Annotated in this window: 23 protein-coding genes and 1 pseudogene; 17 read left to right on the top strand and 7 right to left on the bottom strand. The window is 65.4% G+C overall.

All coding sequences use genetic code 11. The features are described from left to right. Window positions 1–94: 94 nt before the first annotated feature. From AC1C2O_RS07745 to AC1C2O_RS07700, 10 genes are all read left to right on the top strand, one after another. Window positions 95–1,903 carry a polysaccharide biosynthesis protein gene (locus AC1C2O_RS07745; RefSeq protein ID WP_495431708.1) on the top strand — a complete coding sequence of 603 codons (1,809 nt, stop codon included), beginning with the start codon at window positions 95–97 and terminating at the stop codon, window positions 1,901–1,903. Beyond that, window positions 1,896–3,029: a DegT/DnrJ/EryC1/StrS family aminotransferase gene (locus tag AC1C2O_RS07740; RefSeq protein ID WP_495429848.1), complete on the top strand. Its 1,134-nt coding sequence runs from the start codon at window positions 1,896–1,898 to the stop codon at window positions 3,027–3,029. The genes AC1C2O_RS07745 and AC1C2O_RS07740 overlap by 8 nt, the downstream gene beginning before the upstream one ends. Next, window positions 3,019–3,654 (top strand): sugar transferase, encoded by a 636-nt coding sequence (locus tag AC1C2O_RS07735; RefSeq protein ID WP_495429847.1) that lies wholly within the window; start codon window positions 3,019–3,021, stop codon window positions 3,652–3,654. The genes AC1C2O_RS07740 and AC1C2O_RS07735 overlap by 11 nt, the downstream gene beginning before the upstream one ends. Next, window positions 3,647–4,288, top strand: a complete 642-nt coding sequence (locus AC1C2O_RS07730; RefSeq protein ID WP_495429846.1) for a NeuD/PglB/VioB family sugar acetyltransferase — start codon at window positions 3,647–3,649, stop codon at window positions 4,286–4,288. The genes AC1C2O_RS07735 and AC1C2O_RS07730 overlap by 8 nt, the downstream gene beginning before the upstream one ends. Beyond that, window positions 4,285–5,406, top strand: a complete 1,122-nt coding sequence (locus AC1C2O_RS07725) for an N-acetyl sugar amidotransferase (RefSeq protein ID WP_495429845.1) — start codon at window positions 4,285–4,287, stop codon at window positions 5,404–5,406. The genes AC1C2O_RS07730 and AC1C2O_RS07725 overlap by 4 nt, the downstream gene beginning before the upstream one ends. Before the next feature lie 8 nt (window positions 5,407–5,414). Continuing rightward, complete coding sequence (locus tag AC1C2O_RS07720; RefSeq protein ID WP_495429844.1) at window positions 5,415–6,548, top strand: glycosyltransferase; 1,134 nt, start codon at window positions 5,415–5,417, stop codon at window positions 6,546–6,548. Next, the gene (locus AC1C2O_RS07715) at window positions 6,545–7,783 is read left to right on the top strand and encodes a glycosyltransferase family 4 protein (RefSeq protein ID WP_495429843.1); all 1,239 of its coding nucleotides are present in this window, start codon (window positions 6,545–6,547) and stop codon (window positions 7,781–7,783) included. The genes AC1C2O_RS07720 and AC1C2O_RS07715 overlap by 4 nt, the downstream gene beginning before the upstream one ends. Continuing rightward, a complete protein-coding gene (gene hisH, locus AC1C2O_RS07710; protein WP_495429842.1) occupies window positions 7,780–8,382 on the top strand; it encodes an imidazole glycerol phosphate synthase subunit HisH in 603 nt (200 codons plus the stop codon). Before AC1C2O_RS07715 ends, hisH begins: the two co-directional genes overlap by 4 nt. Further along, a complete protein-coding gene (locus AC1C2O_RS07705; protein ID WP_495429841.1) occupies window positions 8,379–9,152 on the top strand; it encodes a HisA/HisF-related TIM barrel protein in 774 nt (257 codons plus the stop codon). The genes hisH and AC1C2O_RS07705 overlap by 4 nt, the downstream gene beginning before the upstream one ends. A 250-nt stretch (window positions 9,153–9,402) precedes the next feature. After that, on the top strand, window positions 9,403–10,662 hold the full coding sequence (locus tag AC1C2O_RS07700) for an O-antigen ligase family protein (RefSeq protein ID WP_495429840.1): 1,260 nt from the start codon (window positions 9,403–9,405) through the stop codon (window positions 10,660–10,662). Window positions 10,663–10,706: 44 nt separating this feature from the next. On the opposite strand, the pseudogene AC1C2O_RS07695 reads toward AC1C2O_RS07700, so the two are convergent. The 3 genes and pseudogenes from AC1C2O_RS07695 to AC1C2O_RS07685 all read right to left on the bottom strand — a co-directional run. Further along, window positions 10,707–11,099, bottom strand: a pseudogene (locus AC1C2O_RS07695) (IS1380 family transposase); the annotation flags it as partial. Window positions 11,100–11,103: 4 nt separating this feature from the next. After that, entirely contained in the window at window positions 11,104–11,349 is a 246-nt protein-coding gene (locus AC1C2O_RS07690; RefSeq protein ID WP_495431707.1) for a GNAT family N-acetyltransferase, read from the bottom strand. A 246-nt stretch (window positions 11,350–11,595) separates the two neighbouring features. Continuing rightward, the gene (locus tag AC1C2O_RS07685) at window positions 11,596–12,891 is read right to left on the bottom strand and encodes a lipopolysaccharide biosynthesis protein (RefSeq protein ID WP_495429839.1); all 1,296 of its coding nucleotides are present in this window, start codon (window positions 12,889–12,891) and stop codon (window positions 11,596–11,598) included. Between the two features lie 342 nt (window positions 12,892–13,233). Here AC1C2O_RS07685 and AC1C2O_RS07680 point away from each other — a divergent pair, with 342 nt between their 5' ends. Then, the gene (locus AC1C2O_RS07680; RefSeq protein WP_495429838.1) at window positions 13,234–14,709 is read left to right on the top strand and encodes a GmrSD restriction endonuclease domain-containing protein; all 1,476 of its coding nucleotides are present in this window, start codon (window positions 13,234–13,236) and stop codon (window positions 14,707–14,709) included. Between the two features lie 43 nt (window positions 14,710–14,752). Here the strand turns inward: AC1C2O_RS07680 and AC1C2O_RS07675 are convergent, their stop codons facing one another. Further along, window positions 14,753–15,694: a Ppx/GppA phosphatase family protein gene (locus AC1C2O_RS07675; RefSeq protein ID WP_495429837.1), complete on the bottom strand. Its 942-nt coding sequence runs from the start codon at window positions 15,692–15,694 to the stop codon at window positions 14,753–14,755. Between the two features lie 117 nt (window positions 15,695–15,811). On the opposite strand from AC1C2O_RS07675, the gene AC1C2O_RS07670 reads away from it, so the two are divergent. The 6 genes from AC1C2O_RS07670 (at window position 15,812) to coaA (ending at window position 22,226) form a co-directional block, all read left to right on the top strand. Further along, window positions 15,812–16,642 (top strand): MurR/RpiR family transcriptional regulator, encoded by an 831-nt coding sequence (locus AC1C2O_RS07670; protein ID WP_495429836.1) that lies wholly within the window; start codon window positions 15,812–15,814, stop codon window positions 16,640–16,642. Window positions 16,643–16,688: 46 nt separating this feature from the next. Then, window positions 16,689–17,864 (top strand): ABC transporter substrate-binding protein, encoded by a 1,176-nt coding sequence (locus AC1C2O_RS07665; RefSeq protein WP_495429835.1) that lies wholly within the window; start codon window positions 16,689–16,691, stop codon window positions 17,862–17,864. Then, entirely contained in the window at window positions 17,861–19,606 is a 1,746-nt protein-coding gene (locus AC1C2O_RS07660; RefSeq protein ID WP_495429834.1) for an ABC transporter permease, read from the top strand. Before AC1C2O_RS07665 ends, AC1C2O_RS07660 begins: the two co-directional genes overlap by 4 nt. Further along, on the top strand, window positions 19,603–20,640 hold the full coding sequence (locus tag AC1C2O_RS07655; RefSeq protein WP_495429833.1) for an ABC transporter ATP-binding protein: 1,038 nt from the start codon (window positions 19,603–19,605) through the stop codon (window positions 20,638–20,640). The genes AC1C2O_RS07660 and AC1C2O_RS07655 overlap by 4 nt, the downstream gene beginning before the upstream one ends. Next, complete coding sequence (locus AC1C2O_RS07650; protein WP_495429832.1) at window positions 20,637–21,194, top strand: histidine phosphatase family protein; 558 nt, start codon at window positions 20,637–20,639, stop codon at window positions 21,192–21,194. Before AC1C2O_RS07655 ends, AC1C2O_RS07650 begins: the two co-directional genes overlap by 4 nt. A gap of 78 nt (window positions 21,195–21,272) precedes the next feature. After that, window positions 21,273–22,226: a type I pantothenate kinase gene (gene coaA, locus AC1C2O_RS07645; protein ID WP_495429831.1), complete on the top strand. Its 954-nt coding sequence runs from the start codon at window positions 21,273–21,275 to the stop codon at window positions 22,224–22,226. 41 nt (window positions 22,227–22,267) lie between these two features. On the opposite strand, the gene AC1C2O_RS07640 is transcribed toward coaA, so the two are convergent. The 3 genes from AC1C2O_RS07640 to AC1C2O_RS07630 all read right to left on the bottom strand — a co-directional run bounded on the left by AC1C2O_RS07640 (window position 22,268) and on the right by AC1C2O_RS07630 (window position 26,003). Beyond that, entirely contained in the window at window positions 22,268–22,855 is a 588-nt protein-coding gene (locus AC1C2O_RS07640) for a signal peptidase I (protein ID WP_495429830.1), read from the bottom strand. 222 nt (window positions 22,856–23,077) lie between these two features. Then, a complete protein-coding gene (locus AC1C2O_RS07635; RefSeq protein WP_495429829.1) occupies window positions 23,078–25,288 on the bottom strand; it encodes a sensor histidine kinase in 2,211 nt (736 codons plus the stop codon). A gap of 70 nt (window positions 25,289–25,358) precedes the next feature. Further along, window positions 25,359–26,003 (bottom strand): LuxR C-terminal-related transcriptional regulator, encoded by a 645-nt coding sequence (locus AC1C2O_RS07630; RefSeq protein WP_495429828.1) that lies wholly within the window; start codon window positions 26,001–26,003, stop codon window positions 25,359–25,361. Between the last annotated feature and the right edge of the window lie 215 nt (window positions 26,004–26,218).

Here is a 26,218-nt window from a genome sequence, read left to right as displayed (position 1 = left end):
GAAGGGGATAGGTGCACTCCTGAGGACGCGCTTGGCGTGACCGGAGGTGGTTGGCGGGATGGAAGCGGATTCGAGGCGCGACAGGTTGACGTTGGTGCAGCGGCAACGGCGTGTGGCCACCGTCCTCGCTGACTGTCTTGCGTGGGTGGTCGGGATCTTCGCGGCGGTGCTCCTTCGGTTCGAGTTCGACATGACCTCGACGGGCTGGCTCGCCACCCTGACGCTGGCCATGATCGCTGCCGCGCTCCAGGTGCTTCTCGGATACCTTCTAGTGCGATTCCGGGGCCGACTGCGCTATGGGTCCTTCGAAGAGGTGCGTGATCTGAGCCTGCAGGTGATGACTGAGACGATAGTGCTTTCAGTCTTCGTCGTGATCTTCGGCAACAATGTCGGAGTGCCACGTGGAACGATGTTTCTCGCCTTCCCGTGCGTGCTGCTCCTCATGTTTGGGGTTCGCTACACGGCCCGCCTTCTTGGTGACCGCGCGGTCAAGCACACCGGGGCGGCAGAGCCAGCCTTGATCATCGGAGCCGGCGAGCTAGGCGATATGGTCCTGCGCGCCGCAGCTATCGATCCTTCGTCACCGATTCGTCCAGTGGGCATCCTCGATGATGACCCGTCGAAGAAGAACCTTCGGGTTCGGGGCGTGCCCGTCCTTGGCAAGACATCGCACATTGCAGCGGCGGTCGCGCAGACAGGCGCGAAGGTGCTAGTGATTGCGGTGGCCCGCGCCGACAGCGTGCTTCTACGAACCTTGACGGATCGTGCGGAAAAGGCAGGGCTGCGAGTTTCCGTCACGCCTTCATTCGGGAGCCTGGTGTCCGGCGAGAAATCGGCATCCGAACTACGCGACATCAGCATTGAAGACCTTATCGGCCGCACCTCGGTCGACACGAATGTTGAACTCATCGCGGGCTACGTCACCGGTCGGCGTGTGCTGGTGACGGGTGCCGGCGGATCCATCGGCTCAGAACTGTGTCGACAACTGTCGAAATTCGGCCCGAGCGAGCTGATCATGCTCGATCGAGACGAGACGGGCCTTCAGCTCGCGCAGTTAGGCACAGCAGGACACGGACTGCTCGATTCTCGAGACGTCGTGCTCGCCGACATTCGCGAGGCTGACATTCTGAACGCGATCTTTGCCGAGCGTCAGCCTGAGGTGGTTTTTCACGCGGCAGCGCTCAAGCATTTGCCGATGCTTGAGCAATATCCCGACGAGGCGTGGAAGACGAATGTTCTCGGCACGCTCAATGTACTGAATGCTGCGCGCTCGGTGGGCGTCGAAACATTCGTGAACATCTCGACCGACAAGGCGGCGAACCCGACGAGCGTGCTGGGGCATTCCAAGCGTGTTGCCGAGAAGCTCACCGCCTGGGCAGGCCAGGAGACCGGCAAGCGCTACCTGTCGGTGCGGTTCGGTAACGTGATCGGCAGCCGTGGTTCGATGCTGCCGACGTTCCAGGCGCTGATCCAGGCGGGTGGACCGTTGACGGTCACACATCCCGACGCGACGCGTTATTTCATGACGATCCCGGAAGCGTGCCAGCTGGTGGTCCAGGCGGGCGGAATCGGCCGGCTCGGCGAAGTGCTCATTCTCGACATGGGTGAGCCCGTGTCGATTCTCGAGGTTGCCAAGCGCATGATCGCAATGTCAGGCAAGACGATCGAGATCGTTTTCACTGGTCTCCGTCGTGGTGAGAAACTGCATGAAGACCTGGTGGGGGACCGCGAGAGCCTCGAACGCCCATTCCATCCAAAGGTGTCGCACACCAGAGCAGACGTGATCACACCCGAGCGTCTTGACAAGGCAGGCTGGAAGGCGAGGATGTTTGCGCGACCGCGCGACAACGAAACGGCCGTGATCGAACTGACCCACCCGCAAGGAGTACGCGCGCGTGACTGAACGCATTTACATGTCGTCTCCGGACGTAGGCCAGCTCGAAGAGGACGCGGTGATCGCGGCCATGCGATCGGGTTGGATCGCGCCGCTGGGGCCCGACGTCGACGCTTTCGAGCGCGAGCTTGCCGATCGAGTTGGCGTCGCACATGGTGTCGCACTGAGCTCGGGAACCGCAGCATTGCATCTCGGGCTGCTGGCATTGGGCGTCGGACCAGGCGACATCGTGATGACTTCGACGATGACCTTCGTCGCGACGGCAAACGCGATTGTATATACGGGCGCGGAGCCGTACTTCATCGATGCAGATCTCGCGACCGGGAACATGGATCCCGTGTTGCTGCGCGATGCGCTCACGACACTTCGAGCCTCAGGAGAACGGGTAGCGGCGATTGTTCCCGTCGACCTTCTCGGCAAGGCTGTCGACTACACGTCGATCCTGGCGATCGCTGCGGAGTTCGACGTGCCCGTACTCGCGGATGCTGCAGAATCACTTGGCGCGACACACAACGGCAAGGCTGCAGGAAGCTTCGGACGCGCATCGATCGTGTCATTCAACGGAAACAAGATCATGACGACGTCGGGTGGCGGGATGCTGCTCACCGACGACGCAGACTTCGCCCAGCACGTACGCTACCTCGCAACGCAGGCACGGCAACCGGTAGTTCATTATGAGCACACCGACATCGGTTATAACTACCGCATGAGTAACTTGCTGGCGGCACTCGGACGTGCGCAACTTTCGCGACTCGACGAGATGATCGCGAAGCGTCGAGAGATGCGCGAACTGTATGAGGGACTGTTCGACGTCGTTGCTGGTGTAGAAATCTTCGGCGCCGATGGTGATGCGCACGACAACGTTTGGCTGACTTCGATCCTCGTTGACGCGGAGATGACCGACTGGGTGCCGTCCGATCTCTCGGACTCTCTCGCGGCGGACGATATCGAGAGCCGCCCGCTGTGGAAGCCGATGCACCTGCAGCCAGTCTTCGCCGGTTCCCGCGGTGTGATCACCGGTGTATCCGAGTCGCTCTTCGAGCACGGACTCACGCTTCCAAGCGGATCCGCGTTGACAGAGGCGCAACGCGAGCGAGTGCGGGCGTCGATCCTCGTCTTCCTTGATGGGCACTGACGTGGCGCGACCTGCGCGCCGACCCTACGACCTGGTCAAGCGCTTCCTCGACGTGGTCACCGCCTTGACAGGGCTTGTGGTGCTCAGCCCGCTGATCCTCCTCACGGCGATCCTGGTGCGCGTGCAACTCGGTAGCCCTGTGCTGTTCACACAACCGCGGCCGGGCCTCGGCGGTCGTGTCTTCCGCCTGTACAAATTTCGGTCGATGCGAGGCATCGACGAGCGCCGTGGCTGGGTCACCGACGAGCAGCGGCTGACGCGGTTGGGTCATATCCTGCGATCCACGAGTCTCGACGAACTGCCCTCGCTCTGGAACGTGCTCCGCTGCGACATGAGCATCGTGGGTCCGCGCCCACTCCTCGTCGAATACCTTCCGCGTTACTCAGCGGTGCAAGCACGACGGCACGAGGTGCGGCCGGGCATCACCGGGCTCGCTCAAGTGAGTGGCCGCAACACGGTGGACTGGGAAGAGCGCTTCGCGCTCGACGTGCGGTATGTGGACGCCCGTAGCATCGGACTGGACGCCCGCATCCTGCTGGGCACCGTCCGATCGGTGCTGTTGCGACAGGGCATCAGCGCCGAGGGACACGCGACGATGCGGAAGTTCGGAGATGCGGATGGCTGAACGGATCGTGATCTTTGCTGCCGGCGGGTTCGGCCGAGAGACGCTCGACGTCGTCGAGGCGCTGATCGCCGCGGGTGAGCCGCTGCAGCTATTGGGTGTCGTTGATGACGGTCCGCGTGACATCGATCTCGGCCGCCTCGCCGAGCGCGGTGTCGTCTACCTCGGTACCGGTGACGAATGGCTGCCCACATCGGTGGGTGACGAGCGGTTCATTGTCGCGATCGGATCGCCGGTGATCCGACAGAAGGTCGCCCAGCGACTGACGGATGCCGGTCTCCGGCCGACGACCCTCATCCACCCACGCGCCGTGGTCGGATCCCGGGCGCGCATCGGCGCCGGGGTGGTCATCACCTCGGGCGTGCAGGTCTCGACGAACGTCGGCATAGGCGATCACGTGCATCTCAACCCTGCGAGCATCATCGGCCACGACGTCGATCTCGGCGACTTCGTCTCCGTCAATCCGGGCGCGATCGTGTCAGGCAATGTCGTTGTGGAGACCGGCGTGCTCCTCGGTGCGGGCTCGGTGGTGCTGCAGGCGCTCACCGTGGGTGCCGGCGCGACGGTTGGTGCCGCAGCATGCGTAACGAAAGACGTGGCGGCAGGAACGACAGTAAAAGGAGTCCCTGCACGATGACGATCCGTGAGTGCACTCGGTGCATCATGAACTCCGCCGTCGATCCGGATCTGGTCCTCATCGACGGCGTCTGCAATCATTGCCGCCGCTATGGTGCACTCCTGGAGTCCCGGGTAGTTCCCATCGAACAGCGTCCAGCGAAGCTCGCGCAGGTTGTCGACTCGATTGTGAAGGCGGGGCAGGGAAAACAGTACGACTGCATCATCGGGGTCAGCGGCGGAGTTGACAGCTCCTACGTCGCGCTCCAGGTGAAGCGACTCGGAATGCGGCCGTTGGCCGTCCACGTCGACAACGGGTGGAACTCCGCGCTCGCTGTGCTCAACATCGAGCGATTGCTGCGCGTCCTTGACATCGATCTGCACACCGAGGTGCTGCGGCTCGATGAGTTCTATGATCTGCAGCGGTCTTTCCTGAAAGCCTCGACCCCCGATGCGGACATCCCTAGTGACCACGCGATCCAGGCGACTCTGTGGAGGGTGGCACGTGAGCGCGGGGTGCGCTTCATTATCTCGGGTATGAACTTCGCGACCGAATCCATCAGCGTCCCCTCTTGGTCATACGGTCATTCCGACTGGCGTTACATCCACGATGTTCATCGCCGCTTCGGTCGAATCCCCCTGCGGATGTACCCTCATTTCGGGTTCTTCACGCTCGCCTGGACGACCTTCGTGCGCCGGGTGAGGATCGTCTCGATCCTTAACTACGTGGACTACGACAAATCGAGAGCGATGGGAGAGCTCGTCGAGCAGCTCGGCTGGGTCCCGTACGAGGGCAAGCACTACGAGTCTATTTTTACTCGTTGGGTTCAGGGTTTCTACCTGGTGCGGAAGTTCGGCATCGACAAGCGGCGAGGGCATTACTCCGACCTGATCAACTCGGGACAGATCACCCGCTCGGAGGCGCTGGCGGCAGTTGCCGAGAGCGACTACAGTAAGCGACTGCGCACGGAGGACGAGATCCTTCTGCGAAAGAAGCTGTCCCTCACGGCGGAGAAGCTCGACGAGATCGTCCGCGAACCCGCCTCCAGCTATCGCGCGTACCGGAACTCCTACGGATTCGTCCAGTTCCTCCGCGGTCTGGTTAACCGACTCCGCAGATTGGGGCTCTATCCGCGATGAGTGAAAGCGTGAACCTTCACATTTATCCGGCGCCGATCGTCAATGAGAGCCGCATCTTCAGGCAGACGAGTGCCGTAGCCAAGGCGCAGCTTGTAGAACGAGTTGTTATCTGTGGGCAGCGAGCGGACGGGCTTCCCGATGTCGAGGTGCTCGATGACCGTCGATCGATCGAGCGGATCGGCGCGACGGTCGACGAGCGCCCGCGCTCGCTGGTCGGACGGATCAGGGAGCAGATCTCGTGGTCGATGGCGGTCTACCGTCGTTGGGGGACCGCCCGTGTTCGTGTCGTCAACGCACATTCCGTCGCCGTGCTGCCGGTTAGTTACGCGATTGCGCGTCGGCATCGGGCCGCCCTCATCTACGACACGCACGAACTCGAAACCGAGACGTCGACCTCGGGCGGCTTCCAGGGCAGGGTCTTCCGTCTGATCGAGCGGTTCTACATCCGTCAGTGCGATGCGATCCTGGTGGTCAACGAATCGATCGCGGAGTGGTATCGCAACGCGTATCCCGGCACGCACCCGGTCTCCGTGAGGAATGCGCCGACCCGTACCGGAGCGCCTCGCCCGGTCGATCTGCGCGCCCGGTTCGGTATCTCCGAGGAGGACCGGGTCTACGTCCACGTCGGGAACATCGTCGCGCACCGTCACATCTCGCAGATCCTGCAAGCCTTCGCTTCTCGCGCGCATGCCGGTGACCATGTCGTCTTCGTCGGCGATGGTGCGCTCGCGGGAACAGTACGCGAACACGCCGACTCGCACGCCAACATCCATTACCTGGGGTCGGTTCCTACCGATGCGGTGGTGGACACCGTCGCCGGGGGAGACATAGGGCTCTGCCTCATCGAGGCGACGTGTCTCTCCTACGCGCTTTCGCTGCCGAACAAGGCGCTCGAGTACTCGATGGCGGGCATCCCCTTCTTCTATACCGACCTGGTGGAAGTCGATCGCCTGCTAGGCCAGGAGGAATTGTCCTGGAAGATCGCTCCCACGGTGGACGCCCTCATCGAGGCGCTGTCCTCTGTCGATGACGAGCGGGTCGGCGCGGGTCGCGAAGCGATCGCGCAGGTCGCTCTCCCGGACTGGCAGGGAGAGTCCGCGCGGATGCTGAACGAGTACCGCCGGGTTCTGGGGGCATCGTGAGGACGGTGTGGGTCGTCAACCACTATGCGACGGATCCGCAGGAGACGGCCTCGGGCTCGCGGCATTTCTCGCTGGCGCGGGGCCTTGTCGAGCGTGGCTGGACTGCTGTGCTCTTCGCCGCCAGCACTGAGCATCCGTCTGGCCGGCGGCGACGCGGCATCAGCGACGACCGCACGACCGATCGGTCGCGGGCCGGGGTCACCTTCCGTTTCCTCCGTGCGCCGGAGTACCGCGGAGGCGTGGGGCGCCTTGTTAACATGCTGGTCTTCACCACGGCGCTTCTGCGGCCGGCGAGCGCACGGGGGCTAGCGAGACCCGACATCGTTATGGGCAGCACGGTGCATCCGCTTGCTGCGTGGGCCGCCTCGGTCGTCGCTCGGCGTGCGGGAGTTCCCTTCGTCTTCGAGATCCGTGACCTGTGGCCGCAGACCTTGATCGACATGGGAAAGCTCCCTGCTCGAGGACCGCTGACGTGGATGCTGCGACGCCTGGAACGAAAACTCTGCGCGCGGGCGGCCTCCGTGATCACGTTGCTGCCTTTCGCTTCCGAGTACCTCGTGTCGCAGGGCGTGCCGGCGGAAAAGGTCCACTGGATCTCAAACGGCACCGATGCCGATGACTTCGACGGCTTACCGCGAGCGGCCACCGACGACTTCGTCTTCATGTACATGGGGTCCGTGGGGCGGGCGAACGGTGTCGGTGCGATCGTGGACGGGTTCCTCAGCGCTGCCGCCCGCGAACCGAGATTGCGCCTCGTGGTCGTCGGAGACGGAACCGAGCGCTCCGCGATCGAGCGTCGCGCTGTCGACTCGCCAAACGGAGATCGAATCGTGTTCGAGTTGCCCGTGCCGAAGGACCAGGTCCCGACGCTCGTCAATCGCGCCGACTCTTTGGTGATCAACATCCTCGACCTCGACGTCTACCGCTACGGCGTGAGCATGAACAAGCTCTTCGACTACGCCGCCGCCGCGCGGCCGATCCTGATAGCGAGCAGTGCGCGGAACAACCTGGTACTCGACGCCGACGCCGGCATCGTTGTTCCCGCAGACGACGCCGAAGCGCTCGGCAGGGCGATGATCGACATGTCGTCCGCCGACCGAGCCGAGGATCGCAGGCGGTGGGCGGCGAACGGCCGAGCTCACGTCATCGCGAACTACGACTACCGCGCGTTAGCGATGCGTCTCGACGACGTGCTCGTCCTCAGCGGCGCACCAGCAGGAGAGAGGTCAGAATGATCACGATCGTCGACTACGGAGTAGGGAACATCGGCTCGCTCGTCAACATGTTCCGCCGCATTGGTCAGGAAGCCGAGCTCTCGGCGGACCCCGATAGGATCACTGCGGCCGATCGGCTGTTGCTCCCCGGCGTCGGGGCGTTCGACGTAGCGACCGAGAAGCTCCGCGCCGGAGGCTTCGACGAAGCGATCCGCGATCATGCCAGGACCGGCCGACCTGTCATGGGCATTTGTCTCGGGATGCAGCTCCTCTTCGACTCCAGCGAGGAGGGAGTCTCGCGCGGCCTCGAGCTGATCCCGGGCCACAGCGTGCGATTCGACGACTCGCAGGGCCTCCGAGTGCCGCACATGGGGTGGAACCAGCTCGTCGTGCGCAAACCCGTGAAGATCGTCGAGGGTCTTCCATCGAATCACCGGTTCTATTTCGCGCACAGCTATCGCGTCGTCGTGTCAGACGAACGAGACGAACTGGCGTACAGCGACTACGGAGGAGAGTTCACTTCGATGGTGAACCGCGAGAACGTAACCGGAGCACAGTTCCATCCGGAGAAGAGTCATGTGTTCGGCATGCAGATGCTCGATCAGTGGAGCCGTTCGTGACCGCTCCGCGGGTGATCCCCGTCCTCCAGATCGACCAAGGCGGATGGTTGGTGAAGACCCAGCAGTACCAGAGCCCACGCTATCTGGGAGATCCGATCAACGCGGTGAAGATCTTCAACGAGAAGCAGGTCGACGAGTTGGTGGTCATCGACATCGCAGCGAATCGATCGGAGCGGGAACCGGCATACGCCCTCCTCGCCGACATCGCTTCCGAGGCGTTCATGCCAGTCGCCTTCGGTGGCGGACTGCGCACCCCCGACCAGGCTCGGCGTGTGATCGGCCTGGGGATCGAGAAGGTGATTGTCAATTCGGCCCTGTTCACTGGGCCGTCCGCTGTGGCGAGGATGGCCGCCGAGCTCGGCTCCCAGAGCGTCGTTGCCAGCATCGACGTGCGCAGAACAGCAGACGGATCGCTCGTCGCTACGAGCGGGTCGGGCACTCGCAATGAGAGTGAGCCGTTGGACGTGCTGGCCCGTCGTGCGGTCCAGCTAGGCGTGGGGGAGATCATTGTCTCCTCAACCGACCGCGACGGGATGCGGACCGGGTACGACCTCGGCGCGATCCGCACGGTTGCCTCGGCGGTACGGGTCCCGGTGATTGCGCTCGGCGGATCAGCCGATGTGCACGACTTCGGGGCCGCGCTCGACGCCGGTGCGAGCGCCCTTGCCGCTGGGAGTCAGTTTGTGTTCTACGGTCGGCTCGACGCGGTGCTGATCACGTATCCGCAGCCGGAAGTCATCGCCGCCCTGTCCAGGTTCGCCGCTGGATAGCCGTCGCCTGCCAATCCGATGCCTCGAGGGCACTGCCGTTGTAGTCCGGGTTACGCTCTCCTGTATGAGGGATTGGGCGGAGATGTTGCCACCCGGAGGTTTTCCTTGTCTTGTCGCTCGTACTCACTGAACCAGGATCGACGCGCTTCGGTGGCTAACGGACGTAGTCGCTGCGATCGTGCGCGTCTTACGCCTCGACGAAGTGGTCAAGACCGAGCGTTTTACAGACCAGTGCGGATAAGTAGGAATAATGCGTACAGAAAAACGCCAACGGCCCGCCGGCATCGTTGGACCCACCGTTCTGGCTATATTCGTCCACTCTGGATCGTTGAAGTCGAATCCATTACTCGGATGGGTCCCAGGTGACCTCACCGTGCTTCTCGGACTCGTGCTGATTCTGCTGATCCTCGGCGAGCTGATCCGAACGGCCTTCCTCGCGCGCGCGGTGTGGGTACCGTTCACTATCGCCGCGACCATGTTTCTCGGTGTCGCTGCGATCCGCACCCCGTACGGCGGCGACAAGGCCATATCGTTCTTCACTATCACGCTGCTCGCTCTCAGTGGCGCTGTCGTCCTCCTCCGCGAAGACCGCCAGCGCCGAGCGTTCCTCGGGGCTCTCGCTGGGCTCGGACTCATGGTTGCGCTACTCGTCGTCGTCTCGCCACAGCGCAACGCAGACTGGAGCGAAGTCGTCACCCTCGCCGGAACGAATACGATCTCCACCTCGCAAATGATTGTCGCCGGTGCCGTGGTGCTCGGCATGTATGCGATCGTTGGGGAGACCTCGGTTCTGCGCCGCATCGTGGCGACGCTCGCGGCCGTCGCGATGTTCTTCATCGCCCTTGATACCGGATCCCGCGGCCCTGTAATTGCAGTGGCCGTCAGCATCGCGGTCGCGATGCTCCTCGCGCCCGTGTTCCGCAGGCGGCGCGCTCGATCGATCGTCGCCATCCTCCTTGTCGGCGCCATCGGGGCTTTCCTCGCTGTGCAGCAGGGCGGTGAAGGGCTCACCCGAGTACTTGGATTTCTCAGCGGCGAACAGGATACTTCGACGTCCGCGCGGACCTTTCTCTGGTCGACCGCCTGGGACCACATCACCCAGCTTCCGCTTGGCGGCGGTTGGGGATACTTCGGCACCATCCAGGAACTCGGTTTCACGAACATCAACGGCGGTCAGGCATACCCGCACAGCGTGCCACTGGAGATCGCACTTGAGGCAGGCTGGGTGGCCGGAGTGTTCTTCGCACTGCTCGCGATAGCTAGCGTGGCCCGACTCATCCGTCGTGCCTATGACCGGACCTCAGTGATGTTCCTCGTCCTGCTGATCTTCACAATCACGAACTCGATGCTTTCCGGCGACATCAACGACAACCGCCTCATGTGGGTGCTCCTGGCCGCAGCATGGGTGATGCCGACGATGGCGCCTTCCATCCAGACTGGATATGGGACAGTCGAGGCGTCTAAAGGAGCTCGCCTACCTCGAAAAGCGGGAATCAGACGATTCACTTAGCCTCGATCCACCGACGTCCTTGGTGATGAGGTGCTGCGGGGGTCAGCGGGCGCCGGGATGATCAGAGCCTCGGCGGCGAGAGCCCCAAGGAATCGGAACGCGACGGCATCGAGTTGCAGGACGCGCCCGAAGGCGAACGCGCGCAGGAACGACCCCAAACGTTGAGGGTGCGTAGATCGAGGTGAAAGTCTTCCTCATTCTGACATGGCGGGGCAGCGTCATGTCATCGATCGAATCTGCCCCAGCGGCCATTCCGGATATCGACGATGACACCTTTAATTCGGCATTCGAGCCTTGTCCGTCGGGACGGTCAACCACTGATCGGCGAGGCTGCGCAGGCTGGCTTTCTTGGCGAGGCAGACGATCAGGACCAAACCTGGGGCCGATACGAGATTCGAGTCATCGATAACAAGGCGGCGGATCTGGAGACCCGTCAAAGTGCTACTTCCGAGGGATCGGCAGATGCCTGCTCCAGATCAGTCGTCGAGCTATAACGACGCCCACGGTCTCCTCATGCTCTGAAAAGCCGGCGCGCAGGATTCCGCGCTGGGAGGCAACGTTGTCGTTCCCCGTATCGACGAGTACGCGGCGAGCCCCGGAGGCCATCGCCCACGCGGTCAACTCGTGACGCATCTCCGTATAAATGCCGCGCCCGCGATGAGTCGGATCGACGAAGCAATAGTGGATCAGGCAGTCTCCCCGCTGCGAGGCGCGCGTACGAATTCATCACGCGGGGCCTGTTCGCCGGGGCGGTGATCCATGCATATCCGGCGGGGACTGCGTCGACCATCTCGAAGACGCCGTACCGCCCCTCCTCGGAGAACCGCTGGAAGACGCGGGCTCTTCCCGATGGCGCTCACGAGATGCGCACTCCGGGGATCGATTTCCTGCATCGCGACCGAGTGGGCGGGAACGGGTGTCCCCTCGGGCCGCTCAAAGGTCTGATTGCGGTAGATCTTGAGCATGCGCCGCATGCGAAACCTTTCGAGAGACTATTCGTAGCCCGTAGAGCCAGGTGGCGATGTAATTGAGTACCTGCGCCGCGTACATCGCCCAGACCGTCGCCACGACGTCGAGTCCCAGGGCTAGGGCGAGCGCACCCGCAACGAGAATCAACGCCACCCGCGAGGCGTCGATCGCGAGCGAGGCGGCTGACTGGTGGACCGTGTAGACCTGGCTCAGCGGCGAGACGATAAGGCTCACGCTCGCGGAGAGCGCCATCCCCTGGGCGAGATACCCACTGGCCTCCCACTCACCGCCGAGGATCCACGGCAGGACCCAGGGGGAGAGGATCAGGATGAGCACGCACATGGGGACGGCGACCGCTCCGATTCGCCAGGTGGCGCGGAGATACAACGAGCGTGAGGAACCGGATCCTTCGCGCAACCGCCGCGCGATCTCCGCGCCGAACACCTGGGCGAGGGCGGCGCCAATGAGGGCGGCGGGCAAGAACACCAGCCGCTGGGCCATACCGAGCTGGGCTGCTGCTCCTGCGCCGAACCAGGCCGAGAGTAGGATGAGCGGCAATTGACTCCCGAGCGAATTGAGCAGTGAGGAAGGTGCGAGGATCGCCGGGCTGCGCCAGTAGATGCGCGCGAGACGACGCATGGATGCCCCGCCGCGGGCCAACCGCAGCGGTCGCAGGGATCGAGCCAGAGCGCCGAAACCGAGCAAACGACCCAAGAGTGCGCCGCCGAGGAGCCCGGAGGGCGACGGACCCAAGAGTCCGAAAGTGACCTGTGCGATCGTGGTCGCGATGGACTGGATCGCGGAGCGCCATCCGACAAGGGCATAGCTCTTCGAGCGTAGCGCGGCTTGCACGAGGCTGGTGAAGAGCCCCGTGGTCAGGATGAGGGCGGTGATCCATAGTGCGGCGAACGGGATCGCATTCGTCATCGCCGGGAGCATCAATGGGCCGACGACCGCGACGACGATGCCGGAGATCGCGGCGACGATCACGGTCGAGAGGATGGCTAGGAGCAGGAGGTTGCGCGCGTCGGCATCCTTCTTGGGCAGCAGGATCGCGGAATCGAACTTCAACGCCGTCGCCGGACCGACGACAGCGGCGATGGCGAGGGCGGTCGAGAACGCTCCGAACGCCTCCGGCGGATAGATGCGCGAGAGGAAAGGGGTGGCGACTGCGACGATGATCTGCCCGACCAGGGTCCCCGATGTGATCGCCAGGACTCCTCGCGCCGCCGAACCCAATCGAAGCCGCCCTAAATGCATGTTCTCATTCTGGCGCACTGTGCGAGGAGGTGAGCGACCTCCGTGACGATAGGATCCTCGTGATGTTAACTAGCCCTGCTAGAATGGTGCGAGCGGGCGCCGTCTCCCGGCGCATTTCCCCGGACGGTCAGACGCCGCTGGTCGTCCGCCACGCCTCGGATCGTCCTCTCGCGATCCTCTGGAACGATGCATGTCACCCGGTCGGTGGCCTCGCCCTGCATGGGGAATGGCCGTTCGACAGGCTCAGCGAGCGAAGCGCCCGGCAGGAGGCGCCGGTGTGATGGGCTAGCGTGATGAGTGTCAGCCGACAACGGTGGCTGCAAGTCTCTGTAAGGAGATGGAATGTCATCGCTTCCCCCCGCGGGGTGGTATCAGGACCCCTCGGCTGACCGCACCGGTGGCATGCGCTGGTGGGATGGTGCGACGTGGACAGCGCACTTGCAACCCGCTGCGCCGCCAGTATCCGTGCTCCCGCCGCCCGCGGCATCCGTCCCTGCCCGCGCCACGAAACGGCGCCGGCTGCCGATCTGGGCGTGGATCCTGATCGGGATCGCCGTCCTTGGCCTCGGACTGATCCTCGCTCCGATCTTCGCGCCCCTGTGGTTGGTCGTGCTCATCACCGGCATTGTCGCGCTCGTGAAGAACACGCCGACCTGGCTACGTCTCCGTGATCGCAAAGTCGCCACGATCGTCACTGCGGTGTCTGCGGTCGCGTTCCTCATCACCGGGAATCTCAGCGCCATGGTGCTCGGCCCGACGCCCGACGAGCCGACGGCGGTGTCTTCGCCCACCGTGACGGCGGTTCCCAGCCCGACGCCGACGCCGACGCCCTCAGTCATACCCGTAGAGGATGACCCGGAACCGGTCGAGGACGACCCTAAACCTGTCGCGTTCGCCGGCGACGTGATGACCGTTGCCGACAGCTCAGCGACCGACGGGCGCACCGCGCTTGAGGTGCTCGAGACGCTGCCGGTGAAGGGCCGCGCCGCGAAGACGGGATATGACCGCGACGAGTTTGGCCAGCGTTGGCTCGACGTCGATCGCAACGGATGCGACACCCGCAACGACACGCTCGCGGCACAGCTGACCGAGCTCACCCGTTCCGGTCCATGCAGGGTCATATCCGGCATCCTCGACGACCCGTTCACAGGGACGAAGATTGACTTCGTACGCGGCCAGGGAACCTCTGAGCTGGTTCAGATAGATCACGTCGTCGCGCTGTCCGACGCGTGGCAAAAGGGCGCTCAGCAGCTGACGGTAGATCAGCGTGCATCCTTCGCGAATGACCCGCTGAACCTGCTCGCAGTCGACGGCAAGGCCAACGCCCAGAAGGGCGATGGGGATGCCGCCACATGGCTGCCGGCGAACAAGAGCTTCCGTTGCGAGTATGTCGCACGGCAGGTGTCGGTCAAGGCGACGTACGGGCTGTGGGTCACGCAGGCCGAGCATGACGCCATTGCGGGTCTGCTGGACGAATGCTCGGATGAGCCGGCGGTGACGTCGGCGTACGCGCTGGTGGCCCCTGTTGTGGAGGTCGTACCTGAGCGGGCTCCGGCACCGCCGGTGCCCGCACCCGTGCCTGCTGAACCCGTGCCATTTGCGCCTGCCCCGGAGGTTCCTGCGCCATTTGCGCCTGCCCCGGAGGTTCCTGCGCCTGCGGCGCCCGCCCCGGAGGTTCCTGCGCCTGCGCCGCCCGCATCCGTGTACTACGAGAACTGCACGGCCGTTAGGGCAGCCGGCGCGGCTCCGATCCACGTCGGGGATCCCGGCTACAGCCGCAAGCTCGACCGGGACGGCGACGGCGTCGGCTGCGAGTAAGTGCGTGGCAGGACATTGGCCCAGCCGCTGGGGGACCGCCCTGCTAAATCCCGACGCCGCCCCAGCTGAGCGACTCGGTGTAGCGCAGCAGCACGCCTTCGCGCAGCGCCCACGGCGACACCTCGAGCTCATCGAGATCGAGCATCTTCATCGCCGTGTGAAGTGACACCGCCGCTGCGACGATCTGAAAGGTGCGGTCGGGTGTGATTCCCGGCAGTTCCTGACGAGCGGATGCCGGAATGCGCGCGAGCCGCGGAATCCACGACTTCAATGCCGAACGCGACATCACGACCCGGTCGAAGCCGAGTCCGGACACCTCGCGTCCAGCGAGGTTCGCGAGCGAGCGGATCGCCTTCGACGAGCCCACGATGTGGTCAGGGTCAGGAAGAACTTTGAGCTTCGCGACCACCGGAGTGAGAACCTCGCGGGCATGCGCGCGCAGCAGCTCGACGGCATCCTCGCCAGGAGGGTCCTCCGGCAAGAACTGCACGGTCATGCGACCGGCGCCCAGCGGGACGGATTCGGCGACCTCCGGCGTCTCATCCTCGCCCGCCGCGAACTCAAACGAGCCGCCGCCGATATCGAGTAGCAGAATGCGTCCGGCATCCCACCCGAACCAGCGCCGCACGGCGAGGAACGTGAGCTCGGCCTCCTGCACGCCGGTCAGCACCTGCAGCGGCTGCCCAAGCGCCTTCTCGATACGTGCGATGACGTCGTCGCCGTTGAGAGCATCGCGAACCGCGCTGGTCGCCGTCGCGAGCAGAGTCTCTACGCGCTCGGTCTCAGCGATCCGGCGGGCATGAGTGACCGCGGCCTCGAGCGCCAGCACGCCTTCTTCGCTGATTGCACCCTCGGGAGTGAGAAAGCGCATCAGTCGCACCACCGTGCGATCGCTGGTCGTCGCGTGTGGACGACCTCCGGGGCGGGCATCCGCAGCCAACAGGTGGACAGTGTTCGAACCGATGTCGAGAATTCCCAAGCGCACGGGTTGAGACTACGCGGGTCGGGCGTCGGTGACCGCACGCGGACGGATCGATGAACGACACATGAACTCGCACGACTTGCGCCCACTGCAAGTGAAATTGCTCCTAGCGTCCATAGCGTGCTCATCACCGACCTCGCCAAGAACCGCGGTTCCGCGCTGACCGCGACCGACCGTCGGCTCGTCGCCGTTTTGCAGGCGCGACCCGCAGAGGCGGCCTTCTGGCAGGCTGCCGAGCTCACCGACCCACTCGGTCTGCACCAGTCCGCCGCCACCCGGTTCGCGCAACGCCTGGGATTCGACGGGTACCCGCGGCTGCGTGACGCTCTCCGGCAGGACTATCTCGCCGGCTCCGGCCCTTCCCAGCGGATCAGGGGGCGACTGGAGCGGCATCCGGACGACGTCATCGGCGGATTCGTAGACGACGAGATCGCAGCCCTTGCGGCCTTGCCGCTGCATGTCACTCAGGACGACCTCGACGACCTGACCGCGCGCGTCATCGCGGCCGGCCACGTGTACCTCTTCGGGCGGGGCAACGCCGCGGTGCTCGTCGAACTGCTCGAGCGGCGTCTGCGCCGCAGCGGCATCCGGGTCACAGCGCTCGACGGACCCGTCCGCGACGTCGCCGAGCAGCTCGCCACCCTCGCCGAGGGCGACCTCATCCTCGCCTGCGCCTTCCGCCGTGCGCCGCGCGACCTCGTACCTGTGCTCGAGATCGCGCGCGAGACCGGCGCGTACACCGCCCTGCTCACCGACACCCTGCTCTCGCTCTCACCCCAGCCGGACGCCGTGCTTGCCGCGCCGCGCGGAGGCGGGGACGAGTTCCTCACGCTGACCGTCCCCATGGCCATCGCGAACGCCCTCGTCCTCACCATCGCTCGTCAGGCGCCCGACCGCGCCATCCGCTCGCTCGACCGTCTCGAGTCCCTACTCGAGCGCTTCGACCGCTGACTCTCGCCCCCACCGCACCACCCCTACTTCCTCGAAAGGAACGACCATGACCCGGCAACCGCTCCGCAAACCGCTCTCCACCACCACCGCCGTCCTTGCCGCCTTCGGCTTGGCGATCACCCTCGCCGGATGCAGTACTCCCGCAGCATCCGCGCCCTCCGACGATGTCGACTGGGATGCTCTCACGCACGATGAGCTCGTCGAGCTGGCCGCAGAAGAAGGCGAGGTCGTCGTCTACGCGTTCACCAGCCGGATCGCCGCCATCGAGAAATCGTTCGAGGCCGAGTACCCCGGCATCGACGTCGTCGCCAGCGATATCTCCTCCAGCGAGCTCATCACCCGACTCGCGACTGAGCACACGGCCGGCAGCGCGACGGCCGACGTCGCCTACGTGTCCGACGCCCCGGTCGTCGTCACCGAGCTTCTCGCCGACGGCGTGCTGCTTCCATACCTGCCCGCACGCGTGGCCGAGGCACTGCCGACCGAGCATCAGGCGCCGCTCGTCGCGAATCGACTCTCGACGAAAGTGCTCATGTACAACGAGGAGGCGCACCCTGACGGGGCGCCGGTGTCGAACCTCTGGGAACTCACCGAGTCGGAATGGGCAGGAAAGGTCGTGCTCGTCGACCCCAATGTGCGTGGCGACTACCTGGATCTCGCCACCGAACTCTCGCTGCGCGGGGACGAAATGGCAGACGCCTACGCCGAACACTTCGGTGAGGAGATCACCCTCGAGGACGGTGTGCCGGATGCCGGACTGCAGTTCTTGAAGAACCTCTACGCCAACGACGCCGTGCTCGTCGATGACACCGACACGGTCAACGCTGCCGTCGGCGCAACAGGGCAAGACGCCCCGCCCGTCGGGTTCACTTCTTACTCCGACCGCCGCGACAACGAAGAGGAGGGCTGGGCGCTGCAGATCGCCTCCGGCGTCGCTCCCTCTCCAGGAATCGTCTTCCCCGCGTACCTCGGTGTCACCGCCGGGGCGGAGAACCCGGCCGCTGCCCGTCTGCTCATCGACTACATGATGGGCGACGACAGCTCTACCGGAGGGGCCGGATTCGAGCCGTTCTACGTCGCGGGCGACTACCCGACCCGTACCGACATCGACACGCCTTCCGATGCCCTGAGCCTCGACGAGCTGGGTGCATGGCAGATCGACCCCGAGGCTTCGGCAGCGCACCGCTCCGACGTCGCGGACTTCCTCCTCACCATCCAGTGAGAGCAATCACCCGCGTGAGCGCGGCGGTGCGTCAGCCCATCCTGTGGCTGGCCATCGCCGTGCTCACGATACTCGTCATCCTTGTTGCCCTTCCGTTGGCCGGGCTCACCGCGGCAACCATCGGTGAGGACGCCGACGGCGTGTGGGGCGATGTGCTCGCCAGCCCCATGTCGTCGGCACTGTTCTGGCAGCCGCTGGGCGGATCGCTGCTCGTAGGGCTCGGTACCGGAGTCATCGCCACCGTCATCGGCGCTTTCCTCGCCTGGATCGTCGTCATGAGTGATGTGCCTGGCCGTCGGGTCATCGGCGTCCTCGCAGCCATCCCGTTCGCGCTGCCAAGCTTTGCGATCGCACTCGCCTGGGAGAGTGTCTTCCGAAACGACCTCATCGGCGGCAGCACCGGGCTGCTGTTTTCCCTCGGGGTTCCGGTGCCGGACTGGCTCGCGTGGGGGCCGGTGCCTGTCATCCTCACCCTCGTCGCGCACTACTACTCGCTGAGCTTCGTCGTCATCGCCGCAGCCCTCGCGAACGTCGGGGGAGATCTCGTCGCCGCCGCCGAACTGACCGGCGCCTCTCGTACCCGCGTCGCCGCGCGCATCGTCATCCCCGCGGTCACACCGGCCGTGCTCTCCGGGTTCCTTCTCGCCTTCGCTGAAGGAGTGTCGAACTTCGCCGTCCCCGCACTGCTGGGGCTCCCGGTGCGATTCCAGACGCTGAGCACACGCCTGTACGGAGCGATCTCCACCGGTGAGACCGAACGCGGGTATGTGCTCTCGATCCTGCTGATCGTCGTCGCCGGCCTCATCCTCTTCGGCGGCAATCGGATCACCGGTGGCCGCTCGTTCTCCACGATCACGGGCAAGGCCACCCGCGCGCGCGTCACTCGTACCGGTGCCTGGCGTCTGCCGCTGGCGGCTACAGCGTGGATCATCGTCGCACTCACCGCGATCATCCCCGCCATCGTGCTCATCGTGAGCACCTTCCTACGGCGTACGAACAGCTTCGAAGGCGGATTCACGCTGCATTACTGGATCGGAGAGTCCGATTCGTCGATCTCGCACGGCATGCGCGGTGTGCTGCTCGATCCCACTGTGCTGCAGGCGCTCGGCGGCACGCTCGGACTCGGCGTTGCCGTCGCTGCCGGCGCCGTTCTCATCGGGTTGCTTGCCGCTTATGTCATCCGGCGGATGCCACGAGCGCGCACCCTCAACGGAGCGATCAACCTGCTGGCATATGTGCCGTTCCTCATTCCCGGCGTTGCGTTGGGGGCGGCGTTCATCGCGCAGTTCGGAGCGCCGATCGGACCCTTCGGATCGCTGTACGGCACGTTTGGGATCCTTGTGCTCGCGGGTATTGCCGCCAGCATCCCGTTCGCGTTCCAAACTGCCAAGTCGGCGCTGGGGCAGGTGGCACCGGAACTCGACGAAGCCGCGGTGCTCACCGGAGCGGGCGGTCCTCGACGCCTCGCGCGCATCACGATCCCGCTCGTGTCGCGCGGACTCGCAAACGGCGGCATTCTCGTCTTCGTCACCATGGTGCGCGACCTCTCGGTCGTCGTGCTGCTCGTGACTCCGGCGACCCCGCTGCTGTCGATGATGACCTTCCGCTATGCGTCGGAGGGCTTCGCACAGCAGGCCGGCGCCATCACCCTGATCATCGCGGCCATCTCGGTGGCAGCGACCCTGTGCGCTCGTTCGCTCGAGAAGAGCCGCGGCGACCGCTTTGAACGGAGCTCCTCATGACCGAACTCACCATCGACCGGCTCGGCAAGCGCTTCGGTGCGCAGGATGCTGTTACTGACCTGTCGCTGAAGATTCCCTCCGGTGCGTTCCTCGTGCTGCTCGGCCCGTCCGGTTGCGGCAAGAGCACGACACTGCGGATGATCGCCGGCCTCGAAGACCCGACCAGCGGCACCATCGCGTTTGATGACCGCGTGATCGCCGACGGCACACGCGGAACCAGCGTCGCGCCCTCCAAGCGAGGCATCGGCATGGTGTTCCAGAGCTACGCACTCTGGCCCCACATGACCGTGAAGGAGAACGTCGAGTGGCCGCTCACCGTCGCCGGATGGTCGCGGACGAATCGCGCGGTGCGCGTGAACGACGTGCTCGAATCTCTGGAGATCGCGCATCTCGCCGATCGCACACCGGCGCTGATCTCCGGGGGTCAGCAGCAGCGCGTGGCCATCGCCCGCACGATCGCACCACGCCCGCAGGTGGTGCTGTTCGACGAGCCTCTGTCCAACCTCGACGCGCGTCTGCGAGTCGAAACGCGGTCCGAGCTCGGACGGGTGCATCGCGCCAGCGGCGCGACGAGCGTCTACGTCACGCACGATCAGGTCGAGGCTCTCGCGCTGGCGACACATATCGCCGTGATGAACGGCGGACGGCTCGAGCAATTCGGTACCCCGACGGAGCTATTGGAGACTCCCGCGACGATGTTCGTCGCCTCCTTCCTCGGGAGCCCGGCCGCCGTTCTCCTCCCCAGGAGCGCTGCCATCGTTCTCGACACCGCGGTGTCGATCCCGGCGAATGCAGCGCACGTCATGTTCCGGCCGGACGAGGTCGCCATGCACGCGCAGGGCACGCTCGATTTCGAGGTCGTCGAATCCACGCCGCAGGCGGGACGTCACCTCGTCACCGGACGTGTTGCCCCTGAGGCCGGGCACCGGATCACTCTCGTCAGCGACCAGGCCGCGATGCCGGGGGAGACCACTCGGCTTCGGTTCCCGGAGAGACCGGCGGCGTACTTCGGCGCGGACGGACAGCGACTGTGACCACGCTGCTGCTCGTCCGGCACGGAGAGACCGAATGGAATCGTCAGCAGCGGATGCAGGGAAGGACCGACATCGATCTCTCAGAGCACGGTCGCGCAGAGGTCTCGGCGCTCGCGGACACCGTCGCCATGTGGCACCCGCAGACCGTGGTCGTCTCGCCGCTCACTCGTGCCATCACCACAGCTGCGCTGCTGAGCGACGTGCCCCCCATCATCGACCCCGCGTGGATCGAACACGGCCTCGGTGAATGGGAAGGGGCGACTCCGCAGATGATCGGACCCGCCTATCAGCAGTGGCGTGCTGGCACACTCATACCGCCGGGCGGTGAACCGACGGAGGCGATCCACGAACGGGTGACCGGCGCCGTGCGCAGCGCCGCGGCCTATCAAGGGCCGGTGCTCGTCGTCACCCATGGGGGCACGATCCGCGCAGTACTGGAGCGTTTCATCGGTCTCGGAGCCGGCAGCATCCACCCCGTTGAAGCACCGAGCCTGACCGTTCTGGACGTCGAAGGAGAGACGGCGCGGCTTCGGCAGTTCAACGTCGGAGCGTGAGGTGCAGTCGCTGAGGCGTCGGCGTTCGCCCTGTAGTGCGGCATCCATCGGCGCCGCGTACGTACGCGCGCCGTTACGATGGACATCGTGACCGCCGCTGACCCCACACTGCCCCTGTCGCCGTACCGCGAGATCGGACGTGCGGAGTGGGCCCGATTGGCTGCGGGCCTGGATCAGCCGTTGAGCGAGACCGAGGTCGTCGAACTTCGCGGGATCGGTGACCGCCTCGACCTGACCGAGGTGCGCGAGGTGTACATGCCGCTGAGCCGGCTGCTCAGCCTCTACGCGTCGTCGACCAAACGGCTCGGTGCGGCCACCAGCGCTTTTCTCGACGAGGACGACACCACCACGCCGTTCGTCGTCGGTGTCGCAGGATCGGTGGCCGTCGGCAAGTCGACGATCGCGCGTCTGCTGCGCGAGCTGATGAGCAGGTGGCCGGGCACTCCGCGGGTTGAGCTGGTTACCACAGACGGCTTTCTTTACCCGAACGCCGAACTCGAGCGACGCGGACTCATGGATCGCAAGGGCTTCCCCGAGTCGTACGACCGCCGTGCGCTGCTGGATTTCCTCACCGAGGTGAAGTCAGGGGCGCCCGAGGTGCGCGCTCCGTTCTACTCGCACATGCGCTACGACATCGTGCCCGACGCGCGCGTCGTCGTGAGACGCCCTGACGTCGTGATCGTCGAGGGCCTGAACGTGCTGCAGCCGCCGCCCGCGCCGAACGATGTCGCCGTCAGCGACCTGTTCGACTTCTCGATCTTCGTCGACGCGAACACCGCGCACATCGAGAAGTGGTACGTCGATCGGTTCCTGGCGCTGCGCAAGGGCGCGTTCAGCAATCCGTCGTCGTACTTCAACGTGTTTGCGCACCTCACCGATGAAGAGGCCGTCGCCACGGCCCTCGGCTACTGGAACGACATCAACATGCCGAACCTCGTCGAGAACGTGATGCCGACCAAGCACCGCGCGACTCTGGTGTTGAACAAGGGCATCGACCACAACGTCGAGAGCGTACTGCTGCGCAAGGTGTGAGACGCACCCCGCGCGCGCATTTCGGGCTCGCGTCCCGCGGCTCAGGCCGCACCGGCATCCCCAGGTTCTCGTCGTCGACGGCGCGCCCGTTTAGCCGAGCCGGCAAACACCCAGAACGCGTATCCGATCAGTGCGGCGGCGACCGCGGGAATCAGCCACGCGCGGATGCCGGAAGGCAGAGCCGCGTTGACCCAGCCGATCAGCGGGATCGAATACCACAGCACACCGCGCACCTGAGGCGTCGAAACAGGTTCGGTGTCGGCCTTCTCGTTCGCATCGCCCTGGGTGATGCACGCGCGCTCACCGGACTCGAAGGTCAATCCGACGATGCGGTGCGTGGCAACCTGCGGCTTTCCTGATTCGAGTTCGAAGGTGATGACGTCGCCGATCCGCAGGTCCTCCGGATCCGTCGGCCGCACCACGATCAACGATCCGACCGGAATCGCCGGTTCCATCGACGTCTCGGTGACCGTGTACGTCTCCGCCCCCGATACGAGAGGGATGATGAGCGCGAGTCCGACGAGGAGCACGGCAAGACCCAGCATGCCGATACGGATGCCCTGCCAGAGGCTGCGCAGAACTGAGACGTCGGCGGTCTCGGGCTCAGAATCGTCCCCCGCGCGCGTCACGGGGTCGGTGGACGTCGGGATTCGTCGCCGGTGATGCTGAACGCCGCTGGGGCCACTGCGGCGGCCGGAATGAGCGTCCCCACGAACATTCCGACCATCACATTCCCCCGAGCAACAGACGCGCGTCGACGCGCAACTGTGCGGGGATTCGCCCCCAGCTCATGTGATCAACCACAGCAGATTTCCTTCTAAGGCCCGGTAGTCGGTGCCTTTGCCTAGATGCTAGGGCGTAGTGGTGCTCTGGCGCCCAGGGGTACGGCCACCAAAATGGGTGGCTCGCGTTCCCTCATCCGTGACGGCGACGGCGGATGCGATCGAGTCGCGGTCGGCAGGCACCAGGCGGCCGACGAACGACCCATTCGAGACGGTATCAAGGGCAGCGGCCATCCATTCGCGGGATGCGTGAAGCGTGGGTTCGTCGAGAACGCGATCCGGGACGTCATCGACCAGCGTCACGTCGACACCCCTACGGCGCGCGGCCGCCGCTGCACCGGTGACCGGCTCGTGCGCCAGGCGGCCGCCGCGGTATTCATCGCGGAGCCCGCCCTCCAGGGCAAGGCAGTCCGCCGCTTCCGTTGCATCCAGCGGGGTGCCGAGAGAGATCCGCTGCAGCGCGGGTGCCACGTCGTGCAGCAGCCCGGTGGATCGCCGCTGTAGCTCGTCGTGATTCGCCTCGGCCCACGCCGCGTCAGCCGATGCCGTCAACTCGGCGGTGCGGCTGCGCTCGACCCGTCTGCGCATTGACGCGATCGTGGTCGACATCAGTAGACCCATCACGGTGATCGCGATCGTGCGACCGGCGATCGACCCGAGCTGAGGCGTGGCATGTCCGCCGAGGACGACGGCAGCGGCGAGCATCGCGAACGCCGACATCGCGATGGCAAGCGCGGCGACCGGTCGTCCGTTCAGCGCGAGCATCCCCAACGCGATCGTCAGGCTGACCACGAACCAGCCGTCGGCATAGCGGAACTCGTGCGGCGGGCCCGGCAGCCACGCCACGGCGCTGGTCGCGATCGCGAGCGCGGCGACGACAAGCACAATCGGCCACGACGGCACACGCGGGCCGCGGGCGACGAGAAAGAAGATGGCGCTCACGCCGACAACGGCCAGCAGCTGCGGCCAGGCCGGCTGCACCGTGGTCGCCATAAAGATGCCGACAGCGGCTTGCAGCGCAGCGAGCAGCCCGGCAACCACGCGCACGGCATTGGGGGAAAGTCTCAGGGCCGGATCGTGTGCGCGGCGAGGTGTGGACGGGAGCGTCGGAGCAGTCCCAGCATCCTGACGCCACGTCAGCGTCACGGTGGCACCCTCGCCCGGCGCAGACCTGATCGACACCGCCCCTCCGATGATCGCGTGCATGCGCGCAAGGATGCTGACGCTGATGCCCATGCGCTCTGCGCCGATCCGCTCCGGTTCGAACCCGGTGCCGGTATCGGCGATCTCGATGCGGATGCCGTCTGCTGATGCGTGCGCGCGAACCGTTCGTCTGGCATCCGCCCCGGCATGCTGTGCACTGTTGACGAGCGCCTGCTGACTGGCTCCGAGCAGCGCACCCGCGGCATCCGAAGGAATATCGGCAGCGTCGGCGGTGACCCGGATCTCGCACGCGGCGTCGAACCGGTCTGCAAGATCTCGCAGCTGCCCGGCCAGTGCTGCGGAGGCGACGGGCTCGTTGTGCGAACTGGGCATCGCCAGTGCCGTGACCAGTTCGAGCGCGCGAGCAGCCTGTGCAGCGAGGGGCGCGACCATCGCCGATGTCGCGCGCGCAGCGAACCCGAGCGTGGCGAGCACCTCATCGTGAACCAGCGCATGGGTGCGCACACGAGCGGTCTGGCGGGCGAGCTCTTGCGAGCGGCGCACGATCGCGCGACGAGCGGCGATTGCCGAACGGTCGGCGGCGCGTGCCTCTCTCAGCACCAAGCCGCTGAGCAGACACATCAGTGCGGCCATCGAGATGGAATGGATGTCGTTGACGACGGCATTCGGCGTCGTGTCGTTGAACGCCGCGCGCAGCACCGGGAGCGTCACGCTAAGCGCTCCCAGCACGATCCAGCCACTGCGCGGACCCCACGCGATCACCGCGCACAGCACGGGCAGCGACGTCACGGTGAGCAGCCAGACGAGCTGCCCCTGCTGCACATTCTCGCCGGTCAGGAGCATCAGCGGCCAGAGCAACCAGAGCATGCCCAGGTATGTGACCGCGAGCGTGCCGTTCAGCACCCGCAGCAGGGCGAGCGAGGCGAACGATCCGACGACACCGAATGCCACGGCGAGCACGAAGAGAGTGAACAGCAGCCCGCGGTACGGATCGGGAACGTCGAGCGCGGTCGGCTGCACGACGACGGTCGTGCCGAGCAGGGCGAGAGCGGCGACAGTGCCGATCCCGGCGGTGAGCAGGCGAGTCGCTGTCAGCTCTGCGTTCGTATCGGCCACGGGTAGTCGTGTCATTCTGCGGTGGGTCATTTGGTGGGCGGCATTCTGCGGGCGGTCATTCTGCGGGCGGTCATTCTGCGGGCGGCGGGAGGTAGCCGTCTTCGAGGCTCCGCCGGTAGAGGTCGACCTTGGTGTTCGCGGGGCGTCCGAGCCGCTGGTACAGCAGTTTGATGCGTTTGAGGTGGTCGTTCACGGTGTTCTCAGTGATGTGCAGAGCGTTGGCGACCTGTTTCGCGCCCACACCGGACGCATACAGCGACAGCACCTCTCGTTCGCGTGCGGTCAGAGGGGCGGTGGCGAATTCCGGATCCGAGTCCAGAGTGATCGCCCACTCGCCGGTGACCGCCGGTTCTCCTGATGCGGCGGTGCGGATCGCCTGCAGGATCTGCTCTGGTGGTGCGGACTTGCGCACCACCCCCAGGGTCGGGGCGCGCAGCGCCTCCCGCAGCAGGAACCGGTTGTCGCCGGAGGTCAGCACCAGCACCTCTGCGCCCGCCGCCCGCAGTCGCTGGATGTTCTCGGCCGGCTGCGATCCGTCACGAAGCAGAAGGTCGAGGACGACCAGGTCCAGCGGGATGCGGCGGGACAGCAGATCAGTGACAGTGGCGGCAGCACCGACGAAGGAAAGTTCCTCGGCACTCTCGATCAGCGGGCCGACAGCGAGCGCGACCAGGGCATGATCATCGACGATCGCCACATTCCAGGAAGTCGGCACGATCTCACCATAGAGGGAGGGCCGGTCACGTGGGGGAATGTCTCGCTGCGGCGGTCGAGGTGGCGCTGGTTGTCGCGTCGCGGCGGGTTGTGCGGCCATGTGCGGCCCCTCGGCGTCGCGGGGGTGCCGGGCGGGCGGGTGAGGTGGCGCTGGTTGTCGTGTCGTGGTGGGTTATGCGGCCATGTGCGACCCCTGGGCGTCGGCGGGGTTGCCGG

It is taken from the genome of Microbacterium sp. Y355, assembly GCF_059445345.1.
This window is presented reverse-complemented; position numbering and strand designations above follow the sequence as displayed.